The organism is Micromonospora sp. WMMD1219 (assembly GCF_049315215.1).
Lineage (GTDB): Bacteria > Actinomycetota > Actinomycetes > Mycobacteriales > Micromonosporaceae > Micromonospora > Micromonospora tulbaghiae.
This window is the reverse complement of sequence record NZ_CP186057.1, coordinates 3433453-3446936: the sequence shown is the minus strand read 5'-3', so window position 1 is coordinate 3446936 and position 13484 is coordinate 3433453. Positions and strand designations below refer to the sequence as shown.

Sequence of the window (13484 nt, the reverse complement as noted above, 5' to 3'; positions counted from 1 at the left end):
TTCTCGTAGTTTTCGTGCAAGTTGCACCGACCGTTAGTCACCTCAACGAGCGTGGGTTACGGCAGTGACGGCTTTCGACGTGTGGCTTGTGGACGGTCTCGGCCCGTGGACGGTCCGGCTGACGGACGGTCCCGGCGGGACCAGAGGGGGGACGGCAGACATGTGGAGGAACGTCCGACCGCGCGTCGCACACCTGTCACCGCTGGAACGTGTCCGGCTGCGCCGGATCGCGGTGCGGTACGCGCTGCACGGCTGGCCGGTCACCCCCGGCGCCTGCCTGGCGAACAGCCGCTTCGTCTGCGGCCGGGCCGGCTGTCCCACGGTGGGCTGCCACCCGGCGCTGGAGGACTGGGAGCACGCCGCCAGCGCCGACCCGGCCCGGGTGGCCACCTGGTGGCGCAGCCGCCCGCACGGCATCCTGCTGCCCACCGGCCGCGCCTTCGACGTCCTCGAGGTCGCCGCCCACCTGGGCCGGCAGGTCCTGGACGCGGTCGCCACGCATCCCGCCGGCTTCGGTGTACGCGGACCCGCGCTGGTCACCCCGACCGGCCGCTGGATGTTCCTGGTCCGTCCCGGCGACCCGCTGCGGCCCGAGCTGGAGCACTGCTTCCACGTGGTACGCCACGGACCCGGCTCGTGGATCCCCGCCCCACCGACCCGGCTGCCCGAGGGGACGGTGCGCTGGGCGGTCGCCCCGGAGCAGGCCCGCTGGCAGCTACCCGACTCCTACCTGGTGCAGAACGCGCTGATCGCCGCGTTACGGGCGGCCGGGGTGACGCTCGGCGCCGACCTGTTCCCCGGCCATCTCCCGCTGCCCCGCCGGGGCCGCTGACCTCCCGGCACCCGGCCGGAGTTGCTGCGGCAGTGCCCCCCGATGCCGAGCGTCCTCCTGGTCACGGCCGGTCCGGTGACCCGGACGGGTGGCCGACAGCGACCTCCCCGGCACCGGACTCGTTGTCCCTGGCGAAGGCGCGTGTGCGCCAGAGCGGGGGTTTGACCATGTCCAGGGACGACGCTGCCCGCCACACCGGCGGTACCGAGCCGGCGCGGCCCCGCCGCCGCGTGCACCCGTGGGCCTTCACCCGGCCGCTGGGCGTACGCCCCGGCCGCCCCCGCCCCACCGGCTCCCGCCCCGCCATCCTCCACCGCCCCCTCCGCTGACCCCGCCCCTCCCGTCCCCACCGCCGTTGATCAAGGAGTTTGTGTCCGCCCAGGACGCTCTGGAGGACACCAACTCCTTGATCACCGCGCCGAGGGCAGACCGGAGGCGGGCGGAGGGCGAGGGGGCCGGGGGCGGGTCAGGAAGGCTGCAGGGTGGGGAGGGTGCGGGAGTGGTGCAGGTGGGCTTCCTCCGTGACCACGGCGTGCCGCCAGGGGGACGGCAGGCGGTCCAGCCACGCCAGGCCGGGTTCGCCCATCGCCACCGCCGCCGTCGCGTACGCGTCCGCCACGCCCAGGTCCGGGCCCACCACCGTCACCGAACGCAGACCGGTCGCCGGTACGCCCCGGCGCGGGTCCAGCACGTGGTGGCCGCGCTCGTACACGCCCGAGGTGGCGACCGCGATGTCGGTGCCGGTCAGCACCAGGCAGGTCGCCGCCGCGTCCCAGGGATGACGCACCCCGATCCGCCACGGCTCCCCGGCCGCGTCGTGGCCGCGTACCCGCACGTCGCCGCCCGCGTTCACGCAGTGGTTCGGTGCGCCCGCGGCCACCAGCCGGTCCGAGGCGACCTGCGCCGCCCAGCCCTTCACGTAGCCGGACGGGTCGAGCCGGCCCGTCGCGTACGCGTCGAAGAACCCGTCGGTGGCGGTCCACAGGTCGGCGCAGGCGGCCAGCACGGCCCGCAGGTCGGCGGAGGCGTCGGCCGGTCGCAGCTCGCCCCGGTCGACCCGGCACACCTCGCTGTCGTCCCGGTACGTGCTGAACCGCGCGTCCACCTCGCGCAGCCAGCCGAACGTGTCCTCGGCCAGCTCGTGCAGGGTCTCCGAGGGCAGGTCGTCGGCCAGGTCGAGGCTGATCGCCGTACCCATGATCTGTTCGACCCGGCGCAGGCCGGGCCGGGCGGACGGACCGGGACCGACGACGGCGGCACCGGCACCGGCGTGAGCCGGGACGGTCACGCCTTGTCCAGCGCGGCCTGCAACGACTGCTTGTACGCGGTGCTGGTGTAGGTGGCCCCGGACACGGTGCTCAGGTTGGCGCTCTGCCGGGCCACCACCTCACCGGAGGTGCCGCTGTAGCGGGCCTGCACGTCGTCGCTGCGCTGCCCCGACTGCCCGCCCAGCGGCAGTCCGATCCCTGTGGCGTCGACGATCCGGCTGCCGCTGAGCGTGATCCGGACCTGGAGCGAGCCGTACTCGTAGGTGACCGACGGCCCGGTCACCGTGCGGGTGGTGACCTTCGGCGCGCTGGTGGTGGTCCGCGGCGCGGCCGGTGTGGTGCGGGTGCGGGTGCCGCCGCGGCTGGCCGCGCTGCGGTCGGCGGACGGCTTCGGGGTGGGCTTCGACGAGGCGCGCGGCGACGGGGTGACGCCGCCGGGCGCGGAGCCGGTGGGCGACGGCGGCTCCGGCGCGGCCGAACCGCCGGGCACGACCGGGGCCAGGGCGGCCGGTACGTCCGGCGTGGCCTGCCCGGCGCCGGGTGCGCCCTTGAGCACCACCAGTGCGGTGGTGCCGGCGGCCAGGCCGGTGATCGCGAGCAGCGCGCGACGCATGGATGATGCCTCTCCTACAGCTCGAACGCGGTCAGGTGGATCTGGCGACGGGGCACGCCGGCCGCCCGCAGCGCGGCGAGCGCCTCGTCGACGAAACCGCCGGGGCCGCACAGGTAGACGTCGCGGCGGGTCAGGTCGGGCACGAGGTGACGCAGGCCCTCGGGGTTCATCACCTGGCGGGGGCCGGGGTCGTCGCGGCGGCCGACGACGTACCAGACGGACGTCTGCCGGGCCTGCGCGAGCCAGTCCAGCTCCTGGTGCAGCAGGACGTCGGCCGGGGTACGCGCCCGGTAGATCAGCGCCGCGCCGGGCGGCAGTTCCTCCAGCATCGCCCGCAGCGGCGCGATGCCGCTGCCCCCGGCGATGAGCAGCGCCCGTTCCCGGGTGCGGTGCGCGGCGGTGAACGTGCCCGACGGGCCCTGCGCCCAGACCCGGGTGCCCGGCGTGAGGTCGCGCAGCTCGGCGGTGTACCCGCCGACGACCTTGACGGTGATCCGCAGCCAGCGGTCGTTGGCGGCGGCGGAGACGGAGAACGGGTGCGACTGCCACCAGCAGCCGGGGTTGAGGAAACGCCAGCGGAAGAACTGCCCGCCGAGCAGGTCGATCTGGTTGAGCCGCTGCCCGGTCAGGTAGACCGAGACGCTGTCCGGGCTCTCCGCCACCACGTCGGCGACGCGCAGCCGGTGCCGCAGGTTGAACACCAGCGGCGCGAGCACCCGGCCCCACACCAGCGCGGCCACGACCAGCAGGTACGCGACGATCCAGCCGGTACGCACCGGCCCGGGCTCGTAGAGCTGCGCGCCGTTGCTGAACTGGTGCGCGTACCCGAGCAGCAGCGTGAGGTAGCTGGCGGCGTGCATCAGGTGCCACAGCTCGTAGGGCAGGCGGCGGCGCACGGCCCGTACCGCGGTGAACGCGACAGCGACCAGGATGCCCGCGGCGACGAACGCGGAGACCATGTCCTCGTAGTCGGTCAGCAGCGCGCCGACCTCGCCGAGCACCGTCTTGCGTTCCTGGCGGGAGTAGCCGACCACCAGCAGCGACATGTGCGCGAGCACCGTCACGAGCAGCGTCGCGCCGAGGTCCCGGTGCAGCCGGGAGATCCGTTCGCCGCCGAGCGCGCGTTCCAGCACGCCGAGCCGGCTCATCATCAGCACCTGCACCAGCAGCAGGTAGCCGGCGATCAGCCCGGTGATCCGGCCGCCCGCGGTGAGCAGGTCGGCGGTGTCGGTGAGCGATCCGGCCGGGGTGTCCAGCCACCACGGCAGGACCGCCGCGACCAGGCCCAGCCAGAAGACGGCGGCGAGGGCACGCCGGACGCCGGGTCCGCGACGCGGACGACCCGGGGGTACGGGGGCAGCCGGACGGCCGCCGTACGGGGCGGGATGCCCGGTACGGCGGCCGGCGGCGCGGGTGTCCTGGTACGTCACGCGTAGATCTTGACCGGGGTGAACTTCTGCCGGGGGAAGACCTTGTCCACCTGTGCGGTGGTCAGGCCGAAGCGGCCCTGCGCGACGGATCCGTAGACGTTGAACATGTTGTTGTATTCCGGCACGTCGCCGCTGTCCAGCTTGTCCAGCCCGTTCCAGGTGCCGAGCAGCGAGTTCGCCAGCTTGCGGCCGGACAGCACGGTGACCACGCCGCCGTGCCCGTGGTCGGTGCCGCCGCCGTTCGAGCCGACCCGGCGGCCGAACTCGCTGGACACCATGATGGTCACGTCCGCCGACCGGTCGCCCAGGTCGGTGAAGAACGCGGCCATCGCGCTCGCGAGTTCGTTGAGCCGCCGCCAGAGCTGGCCGCCCTCGCGGGTGCCCTGGTTCTCGTGGGTGTCGTAGCCGCCCATGCCGACGGTGGCCACCCGAACGTTCGCGCCGCCCTTGATGAGCTGGGCGAGCTGCTTGAACGCGTTCCCGACGCCCTGGTACTGGACACCCTCGGCGGCGGCGTACGGCTTGGCGGCGAGCTTCTGGGCGGTGGCGAGCGCGCCCATGCCCTCGATGACCGCCTCCTCGACCGGGTGGTTGATGCCGGTGAACAGGCCGCGGATCGCCTTCTCGGTGGCCGCCCGGAACTTGTCGTCGCCGTTGAGCCGCAGGTCGCCGACGCTGTTGAGGGAGATCGCGCCGTTCACGCCGACGAGCGAGCGGGGCAGCGTGCTGCCGATGCCGACGCTGCGGAACGCGGTGCCCTTGCCGAGCGAGTCGACCAGGCTGTCCAGCCAGCCCCGGCCGCCGGTCTCACCCGGCAGGCCGCCCAGGTTGCAGGCGTCGGCGGCCTGGAAGTGGCTGCGGGACAGCCGCGGGTCGGACACGGCCGGCACGAAGCCGAGCTGACCGGCCTTCAGCCACTTCTCCAGCGGCGCGAACGCGCTGGTGAGCTTGAAGCCGCGGGCCAGCGCCAGCGAGTCCTCGCCCAGCAGCAGGTCGGGGCGGGCCTTGGCGAGCACCGGGTCGTTCGCCGGTGCGACCAGGCTCAGCCCGTCCAGCCCGCCGTAGAGGAAGACGTGGATCAGCGTGCCGGTCTTGGTCGCGGCGAACGACGCCGACGTGGTGACGAACTGCGCGGTCGCGAGCGCGGTCGCGGTCGCAGCGGCACCGGCCACGAAGGTACGCCGGGTGACGCCCCGGCCGTCCTGCTGCGCCTCCTCGACCTCCTCCAGCCGGCGGTACCGGTCGGCCTCGGCCGCGTTCTCGGCCGCGACGATGTCCGCCTCCGCGCGCAGCAGCGCCTCGGCCGGGTTGTCGGCCAGCCGCCGCAGGTCGGGGCATTCGGGGTGCAGGGGGTACGGGTTCACGGTCATCTCCATCGAATGCCTCACCGGAGGTGGTGCTGGGGGGACGCGAGGATCGTCCGCGCGACAGCGGCGATGGCCCCGTTGAAGGTGGCGTCGACCTTGGCGCTCTCGGACACACCGGCCACGGCGAGCACCAGCTTCTTCTCCTTGGCGCTGAGCTTCTGCTGCACCAGCCGCTGGGCCAGCGCGTCCACGTACGCCCCGGCGGTGGCCGGCGGCTTCGCCACCAGCTTCTCCGGCTTGGCGAAGGTGAACTGCTTGCGGTAGCCGGCGATCAGGTCACCCGCCTCGTTCCAGCCGTCGATCATCGTGCCGGCCGAGGTCCAGGCCAGGTAGACGTCGGCGTAGCCGTCCGGGGTGGGCTTGCCCATCGGGTACTGCCCGAGCTCGCGCATCTTGTCCTGGATCTGCCGCAGGCCCTGCGCGAACGGGGTACGCCGGTTGTCGCCGGAGTAGTCCGGGGCCGCCTCCGGCGAGACACCCAGCGCCCGGTACGTGGCGACCAGGTACTCCATCGGGCGGCGTACCTTCTGGCCGATCGCGGCCCAGAACTCCGAGGAGCTGAACAGCGTCGCCAGCACCGGGCGGATCTGCCCCTTGTTGGTGGTGTACGCCTTGGCGAGCCGGTCCACCACGGACTTCGGCGGGGTGTCGGAGACGAACCGGGTGGCGAGGTTCTGTGCCACGTACCGCGCGGTCGACGGGTGCATCGCGATGTAGCGGATGTACGAGTCGATGACCTTGTCGGCGGCCACCGGGTCGTCGGAGTTGTTGGCGTGGCTGAACCCGAGGATCTTCACCTTGCCGAGGTAGTGCCGCTCGGCGAAGAACTTGTACTTGCCGTCGGCGACACCGCGTCCGGTCTGGAGCAGCGCGGCCTGGCGGACGTCCTTCTCGGTGTAGCCGCCGTCGACGCCCACCGAGTACAGCTCCAGGTTCTCCCGGGCCAGGTTCTCGTTGACCGCGTCCTTACGCGAGTCGACCTGGTTCAGGTAGAGCAGCAGCGCCGGGTGCTTGTTCGCGGCGACGAGCATCTCCGGGTAGCTGCCCAGCGCGTGCTTGCGGATGACGTCCCGGTCGAACGCGTTGCGGTAGTTCTCCCCGCCGTCGAAGTCGGCGGCGACGTGCAGGAAGTCGTTCCAGAAGTCGACCATCACCTCGAACAGCTGCCGGTCGGACCAGATCTGCCGGGCGATGGTGGCGTCCACCGTCTCCCGGGCCGGGTCGACGCCCTTCTCGTTGAGCTGTTCGCGCTGGTCGCGGAGCTGCGTCGGGTTGAGCTTGAGCGACTGCAGCTCGGCCAGCTTCATCTCGGCCTTCGTCGGGGCGATCTTCTCCGGCTGGAGCTGCTCACGCAGCCAGTCGTCGATGCCGACGCGCTTGACCTCGGCCATCATCTTCGTCGTCGGACCGAAGGTGGTCCGGCTCAACAGGTGCCGGATCGGATCCTTGGCGAGGACCGTCTTCACCGTCACCTTGGTCGCCGCGGCGGCTTCGGCCGGGCTGCCGTAGAGCCGGCCACCGGACGGGGCGTTGCGCTTGAGCGCCTCGCCGGCACGGGAGCCCATGTAGCTCTCGTTCTGCTCGGTGTAGGTCCGTACCGTGCTGGGCTGCTGCCCGCTGGGCCGGGCCGCGTTGCCGTCGGTGGTGACCGTGCCGGTGGCGTCACCGGCCGGCGCGTCACTGAACAGGCCGCGCACCTGCGGGGACATGGCCAGGGCGGCGCCACCGGCGACCACCACGGCGCCACCGAGGGTGGCGAGCGCCCGGCGGCGGCCCCGCTTCGGGGCCTCGTCGCCGTCGTCGTCCAGGTCGGGCAGTCCGCCGCCGGGCGGCGGGCCGTACCCGCCTGCGGGCTGGGCGTAGCCGCCGGGCTGGGGGTAGCCGGCGGGGGTCTGTGCCGCGGGGGCGAAGCCGTTCGGCCCTACCCACTGCGGGCCCGACGCGGGGTTACCACCGGTGTACGGCGCGGCGTGCGGATCGCGGTACCCGTCCGGATGGGGGTGCTGGTATCCGTCCCAGCCGCGGTCGTCCCGGGGTCGACGCGGTGGCACGTTCAGGTCGGCCATGTACCTATCCCGTTTTCTTCGAGCGCCGGCACGCCTGCCACCCGATGGGGGTCGGGTGGCGCAGGGGCGGCGACGGTTGCCGGAGAAGTTGCCTACGGGAAAGTAGCCATGCCGCCCCGGCCGCTCAAGGCGCGCCGATCGCGCTCGTGAGCGCACTTAAGACGGTGCTCAGCCCCGCCGGGCAGGGCCCGTCGCGGCGGCGGGGGCGCGGCGGCCCCCGGAGCAGGGCCGACCCGGGCGCGCACCGCCCGGATGCGAGGTTTCGCACCCGCCCGACACCGCCGGGAGCGTTCACCGCCTCACCGAAACTTAAGGTACGGATAAGCCTGCGCTGAGAACCTCGTTCCGCCTGTCCGGTCCGGCGAAACAGCAGCAGCGGCGGCGCGTGACCGGCCTCCGATGCGGGTATGCCGCCGAACCGCTGAAGCCGTGAGGGGAAGGCACCGCCATGCTCAGCCAAGAGGATCAGCGCAGGTTCGAACAGATCACCCGCAAACTGCGGGAGAGTGATCCACGCTTCTTCGCCCGGCTGGACAGCCGGATCAAGGGCCGCCGGGGCCGGTACATGATGCTGTTGACGATCGTGCTGTGGGCTTCGCTGCCGGCGATGACAGTGCTCGTCGGGCGGCTGGCCGGGGCGATCTGCGCGGTGGTGCTCGTCGCCAACGCCGCGGTGATGTGGCGCTTCCGCCGCCGGTTGCTGTAGCGGCGGGGACGCTCACCGTTCCCCGCCGTCGGCCTCCCTGAGGGGCGCGGCTTCGCCGCGGCCGAACTCCCTGGGCGACGCGGCTTCGCCGCGGCCGAACTCCCTGGGGGGCGCGGCTTCGCCGCGGCTGAACTCCCGGTACGCCCGCCGCAGCCGTTCGGCCAGGCCCGGCCCGCCGACCGCGGCCCCGGGTGGTCCGAGCTGACGCAGCAGCAGCTCCGGGCCGGTGGCGAGCGTGGGCGGCCGGTCCGGCAGCGCCACCGGGGCCAGCCAGAACCGGTCCAGCTCGGCGTCCGGCTCGACCGCCGGCAACCCGGCCAGGGCGCGCGCCGCGCCGACCACCGGCACACCGTTCGTCGCGCCCGTGGCCGATTCCGGCCCGGCGTCCGCGTCGCCGCGTCCACTGTGGTCCGTCGCCGGTCCGCCGGTCCCGTCCACGTCGCCGGCGCCGCGCAGCGTACGCAGCCGGTCGAGCAGCTCGGCGCGGGACCGGCCGCGCCAGTGCAGCAGGTGGAACGGGTCGGCGTCGAACGCCTCGGCGAGCAGGTAGAACGTGGCCGCCAGATGTTTGCACGGCACCGCGAAGTCGGGGCAGCCGCAGTTCTGGTCCAGCTCGCCGATCGCGGCCGGGAACAGCGGCGCGCCCGCCTCGATGAACAGCTCCTCCAACTCGGCCGGCAGGTCACCGGCGAGCAGCCGGGCGCTGAAGAACGCCTGCCCGGCCAGTTCGGCCTCGATCCGCCGCCAGGTCTCCTGCGGGTACGCGGCCAGCCCGATCCGTACCGGGTAGGGACGCGGCCGGGAGCCCTGCACCTCGGCGGTGACCGTCCCCGGCGACACGTCCAGCCGGAGCACCTGCCCCCGGCGCGCGTACGCCCGGCCACGGGTCAGCCGGGAGCCCAGCGCGAACGACTCCAGCACCTAGACGAACCGCCGGGACCACCAGGACTGCCCGATCGCGCCCCGGGTGCTGCGTGCCCGCAGGCCGCCCTCGACCCGCAGCGGTGGCCCGTAGTCCTCGAACCGGTCAGCCGGGCTCACTCGACCACCGCCCCGGACTCCAGGGTGAACAGGTCGCGCAGCGTCTCGGTGGACAGCTCGGTGACCCACTGCTCGCCGCTGCCCACCACCGACCGGGCCAGGCTGCGCTTGTCGGCGATCATCGCGGCCACCTTCTCCTCGACGGTGCCGGCGCAGACGAACTTGCGTACCTGCACGCGGCGGCGCTGTCCGATGCGGAACGCCCGGTCGGTGGCCTGGTCCTCGACGGCCGGGTTCCACCACCGGTCCACGTGCACCACGTGGTTGGCGGCGGTCAGGGTCAGCCCGGTGCCGCCGGCCTTGAGCGACAGGACGAACAGCGGCGGCCCCTGCGGCGACTGGAACCGGGTCACCATGGCGTCCCGTTCGGCCTTGCCGACGCCGCCGTGCAACAGCAGCACCTCCCGGCCGGTACGCGCCGACAGGTGCCCGCGCAGCATGCCGCCGAACTCGGCGTACTGGGTGAACAGCAGCGCCTTCTCCCCCGCCGCCAGCACCTCGTCGACGATCTCGTCGAGGCGTTCCAGCTTGCCGGACCGGCCGTCCAGCGTGGAGCCGTCGTGCAGGAGCTGGGCGGGATGGTTGCAGACCTGCTTGAGCCGGGTCATGGTGGCCAGCACCAGGCCGCGCCGTTCGATCCCGTCGCTGGACTCGATCTTCGCCATCATGTCGTCGACCACGGCCCGGTAGAGCGCGGCCTGCTCGGCGGTGAGGTTGCAGACCACCTCCATCTCCAGCTTCTCCGGCAGGTCGGTGATGATCGTCGGGTCGGTCTTGAGGCGGCGCAGCACGAACGGGCCGGTGATCCGGCGCAGCCGCTCGGCCACCTCGGCGTCGCCGTGCCGCTCGATCGGTTCGGCGAAGCGCTTGCGGAACGTCGCGGCCGGTCCGAGCAGCCCCGGATTCGCGAACTGCATGATCGACCAGAGGTCGGCGAGCCGGTTCTCCACAGGCGTACCGGTGACCGCGACGCGGTGCCGCGCGGGCAGCGACCGGACCGCCTCGGCCTGCCGGGTCGCGGCGTTCTTGATCGCCTGCGCCTCGTCCACCACCACCCGGTGCCAGTCGATGCCGGCCAGCTCGAACGCGTCCCGGGCGGCCACCGAGTACGTGGTGAGCACCAGGTCCGCCTCCTGCACGGCGGCGGCGAAGCCCTCGCCCCGGGCACGTTCGGCGCCGTGGTGCACGTGCACGCGCAGCCCCGGCGCGAACTTCGCCGCCTCCCGCTGCCAGTTGCCGACGAGCGACATCGGGCAGACCAGCAGTGTCGGCCCGGCCTCCGGCGGGTCACCGGCGAGCAGCGCGAGCAGTTGCACGGTCTTGCCCAGGCCCATGTCGTCGGCGAGGATCCCGCCGAGCCCCAGCGACTGGAGGAACGCCAGCCAGGCCAGTCCGCGCCGCTGGTACGGCCGCAGCGTCCCGGCGAAGCCCGGCGGCGGGTCGGCCGGGGTGAGCCGCCGCTCCGCCTCGCCGGCCAGCAGCTCGCCCAGCGCGCCGTCGGCGACCACGTCGAGCACCGGCAGCTCACCGGCCCGGTCGTCACCGGACAGTCCCATCCGCAGCAGGTCCGCCACCGTCAGCTCGCCGGAGGACCGCAGCAGCTTCAGTCCGGCCTCCAGTCGCTGCGGGTCCAGCTCCACCCACCGGCCACGCAGCCGGACCAGCGGCGACTTCAGGTCGGCCAGCGACGCCAGTTCCTCGGCGGTCAGCGGCTGGTCGCCGAGCGCCAGCTCCCAGCGGTAGTCGACGAGCGCGTCCAGCCCCAGCTTCCCGGCGGTGGTGGCGACCGCGCCCGGCGCGGTACGGCTGCGCGCCCGCAACCGCGCGCCCAGCCGGGACGAGGAACGTCGCCACCACGACGGCAGCAGCACCCCGAACCCGGCCGCGTGCAGCACCGGGGCGCCCTCGCGCAGGAACCGGTGCGCGCCCTCGGCGTCCAGCTCCATGCCCTCGGGTGCGGCGGTCCGCAGCGCGGCGTCCACCTCGGGCCACAGCCGGCTGGCCCGGCCCAGCTCGGCCAGGAGCGTCTCCTGCGGCTCCACGCCACGGGCGGCGAGCGCCGGCGCGGGCCGCTGCCAGATGTGCCCGGCGTCCACCACGAGGCCCGGCTCGTCGGCCGGGTGCAGGCCGAACTCGACCCGCCAGACGGCGTCCTCGACCAGTTCGGCGACCGGGTCGACGGCCGGCTCGACGAGGCGGAACGTGGCCCGTACCGCACCACCCGCGGCGTCGCGCTGCCACGCGTCCAGTTCCTCGCGCAGGGTGGCCAGCGCGGCCGGCTCGGCCGGGAAGGCGCGTTCCGGGCCGGTGAGCGCGGCCAGCCAGCGCGGCACCGCGCCGACCGGGCGCATCCCCCGGTGCAGCCGGGTGCCGGCGAGCGCCACCCGGGCGGCCGCGTCGACGAGCCCGTCCAGCGCCTCCGCGACCAGCTCAGCCGCCCCGATGTCGCCGGCCCGCCCGGTCCACGCGTCGTCCGCCGGACCGCTCGCCCCGCCGCTGTCCCGCCACTCCCGGGCGGCGCGGGCCGCCGGTGGCAACGCCGCCGCCAGGTCACGCACCCAGGACGCGTCGGTGCCGGTGAGCAGCGGCCGCCAGAACGCCCACCCGGTCGCCACGTCGTCCGCACCCACGACTCGCAACCGCCGCCCGGACCCCGCGACGCCCGGGGCCGCACCCGCGCCGGCCGCGCCCGAGGCCGCCGGCACCCGCCGCGCCGAGGTCCGCCCGCCGGTCCCGGCCGACCCGGGCACACCACCGGGGTCCGCCTCCAGCGCGACCGGCAGCAGGCGTCCGCGTACGACCAGGTCGGCGGCGAAGTCGGCCAGCTCGCACAGGTGCCGCAGGCTCGCCCCGACCGGGCCCGGCACCGGCGCGCGCAGCAGCGCGTACGCGTCGTCCGGGGCGTACCCCAGGGCGGGCGCCCGCCATCCGGCGCGGGTGACCGGGCCGCGGACCGGTTCCCCGACGGTGGCCCGGACCAGCTCCGGCGAGTCCAGCGGCGAGCCGGCCCGGGTCGGCAGGTCCAGCAGTACGGAGATCGGCTCCCCCGGCATGCCGAGCGCGGCGGCGAGCGTGGCGTGACCGGCGGCGAACGGGTGCGGGCGCTCGCGCGGGACGCGGCCGGGCCGACGGGGCGCGCGAGCCGGGAGTGTGCTGTCCTCGGCCCACAGGGCGAGCCCGGCGCCGGGCAGCCACAACCCGTGGATGACCAGCACTGCTCCCCCTCGCCGACGCCGGGGCACCGAAGACGGCGCCCGGGGAGTCAGGATAGGCCGCCGGGCGTCGCTATCGTCGGCGCCATGGTCGACCTTCTCGTGATCGGCGGGCTCGGCGTGGACGTCCGCGTCCAGGTGCCCGCCCTGCCGCCGCCCGTCGCCGACTCGCTGCTGGTGCCGCCGATCGACATGCGGATCGGCAACACCGGCGCCGGGGTCGCGCTGGCCGCGCACGCACTCGGCCTACGGGTGGCGCTCGTCGACGTGCTGGGCGCCGACCCGGCCGGTGACGTGGTGCGCGCGGCGCTGGCGCGTACCTCGATCCGGACCACGCTCGCCGACGCGCCGGCCGGCACCCGCCGCTCGGTGAACCTGGTCGACCCGGCGGGGCGGCGGATGTCGCTGCACGATCCGCGTCCCTGGTCGGGGCCGGTGCCGTTCGGCGAGGCGGAGCTGGCCGCGCTCGTCGCCGAGGCGGCCCACGTCCACCTGTCGATCATGGATTGGGCCCGGGACTCGCTGGCGGTGCTGCGTGCCGCCACGTCGGTCTCCACCGACCTGCACGACTGGGACGGCGAGAACGACTACCACCGCCCGTTCGCCCGGATCGCGGACCTGGTCTTCGTCAGCGACACGCGGCTCGGCGAGCGCGCCGCGGCGGAGGCGGCCCGGCTGGCGCCGCGCACGGTGCTGGTCACCGGCGGGGCGGCCGGCGCGACGCTGCACACGCCGGACGCCCCACCGGCGCACGTGCCCGCCGCCACCCCGCCCGGGCCGGTGGTGGACACCAACGGCGCCGGGGACGCGTTCGCGGCCGGGGTGATCGCCGCCCGGCTGCGCGGTGCGGGCGTCCTCGACGCGGCCCGGTACGCCGCCCGGGTGGCCGCCGCCGCCTGCACGCACGACGGGATGGAGTACCCGCACGGGCTGCTGCCCCGCGAGTGAC

At 74.4% G+C, this 13484-nt stretch carries 9 protein-coding genes and 1 pseudogene; 3 read left to right on the top strand and 7 right to left on the bottom strand.

Annotation, left to right across the window (positions count from 1 at the left end):
* The first annotated feature begins 160 nt into the window (after positions 1 to 160).
* Positions 161 to 832 (top strand): bifunctional DNA primase/polymerase, encoded by a 672-nt coding sequence (locus tag ACN27C_RS16695; protein WP_120568671.1) that lies wholly within the window; start codon positions 161 to 163, stop codon positions 830 to 832.
* Positions 833 to 1298: 466 nt separating this feature from the next.
* Here the strand turns inward: ACN27C_RS16695 and ACN27C_RS16690 are convergent, their stop codons facing one another.
* From ACN27C_RS16690 to ACN27C_RS16670, 5 genes are all read right to left on the bottom strand, one after another.
* Positions 1299 to 2030, bottom strand: a complete 732-nt coding sequence (locus ACN27C_RS16690) for an FAD:protein FMN transferase (RefSeq protein WP_422751633.1) — start codon at positions 2028 to 2030, stop codon at positions 1299 to 1301.
* Between the two features lie 86 nt (positions 2031 to 2116).
* Positions 2117 to 2713: an FMN-binding protein gene (locus ACN27C_RS16685; RefSeq protein ID WP_120568670.1), complete on the bottom strand. Its 597-nt coding sequence runs from the start codon at positions 2711 to 2713 to the stop codon at positions 2117 to 2119.
* A gap of 14 nt (positions 2714 to 2727) precedes the next feature.
* The gene (locus tag ACN27C_RS16680) at positions 2728 to 4143 is read right to left on the bottom strand and encodes a ferredoxin reductase family protein (protein WP_422751562.1); all 1416 of its coding nucleotides are present in this window, start codon (positions 4141 to 4143) and stop codon (positions 2728 to 2730) included.
* Positions 4140 to 5513, bottom strand: coding sequence for a DUF1501 domain-containing protein (locus ACN27C_RS16675; protein ID WP_244933431.1), 1374 nt, complete (start codon positions 5511 to 5513; stop codon positions 4140 to 4142). The genes ACN27C_RS16680 and ACN27C_RS16675 overlap by 4 nt, the downstream gene beginning before the upstream one ends.
* A 14-nt stretch (positions 5514 to 5527) precedes the next feature.
* The gene (locus ACN27C_RS16670; protein WP_120568667.1) at positions 5528 to 7576 is read right to left on the bottom strand and encodes a DUF1800 domain-containing protein; all 2049 of its coding nucleotides are present in this window, start codon (positions 7574 to 7576) and stop codon (positions 5528 to 5530) included.
* 448 nt (positions 7577 to 8024) lie between these two features.
* Between ACN27C_RS16670 and ACN27C_RS16665 the strand changes: the two genes are divergently transcribed.
* Positions 8025 to 8282, top strand: a complete 258-nt coding sequence (locus ACN27C_RS16665) for a DUF3040 domain-containing protein (protein WP_120568666.1) — start codon at positions 8025 to 8027, stop codon at positions 8280 to 8282.
* Positions 8283 to 8294: 12 nt separating this feature from the next.
* Here the strand turns inward: ACN27C_RS16665 and ACN27C_RS16660 are convergent.
* Positions 8295 to 9323, bottom strand: a pseudogene (locus ACN27C_RS16660) (SWIM zinc finger family protein).
* Complete coding sequence (locus ACN27C_RS16655) at positions 9320 to 12538, bottom strand: SNF2-related protein (RefSeq protein ID WP_422751561.1); 3219 nt, start codon at positions 12536 to 12538, stop codon at positions 9320 to 9322. The pseudogene ACN27C_RS16660 and the gene ACN27C_RS16655 overlap by 4 nt, the downstream one beginning before the upstream one ends.
* An 84-nt stretch (positions 12539 to 12622) precedes the next feature.
* Here ACN27C_RS16655 and ACN27C_RS16650 point away from each other — a divergent pair, with 84 nt between their 5' ends.
* Positions 12623 to 13483 (top strand): carbohydrate kinase family protein, encoded by an 861-nt coding sequence (locus ACN27C_RS16650; RefSeq protein WP_422751560.1) that lies wholly within the window; start codon positions 12623 to 12625, stop codon positions 13481 to 13483.
* The last annotated feature ends 1 nt before the right edge of the window (position 13484 follow it).

Excerpts from the sequence above, each read along its gene's own strand:
- ACN27C_RS16690 (WP_422751633.1), bottom strand. The coding sequence starts at position 2,030 with ATGGGTACGGCGATCAGCCTCGACCTGGCCGACGACCTGCCCTCGGAG.
- ACN27C_RS16675 (WP_244933431.1), bottom strand. The coding sequence starts at position 5,513 with ATGACCGTGAACCCGTACCCCCTGCACCCCGAATGCCCCGACCTGCGG.
- ACN27C_RS16670 (WP_120568667.1), bottom strand. The coding sequence starts at position 7,576 with ATGGCCGACCTGAACGTGCCACCGCGTCGACCCCGGGACGACCGCGGC.
- ACN27C_RS16650 (WP_422751560.1), top strand. The coding sequence starts at position 12,623 with ATGGTCGACCTTCTCGTGATCGGCGGGCTCGGCGTGGACGTCCGCGTC.
- ACN27C_RS16695 (WP_120568671.1), top strand. The coding sequence starts at position 161 with ATGTGGAGGAACGTCCGACCGCGCGTCGCACACCTGTCACCGCTGGAA.
- ACN27C_RS16685 (WP_120568670.1), bottom strand. The coding sequence starts at position 2,713 with ATGCGTCGCGCGCTGCTCGCGATCACCGGCCTGGCCGCCGGCACCACC.
- ACN27C_RS16665 (WP_120568666.1), top strand. The coding sequence starts at position 8,025 with ATGCTCAGCCAAGAGGATCAGCGCAGGTTCGAACAGATCACCCGCAAA.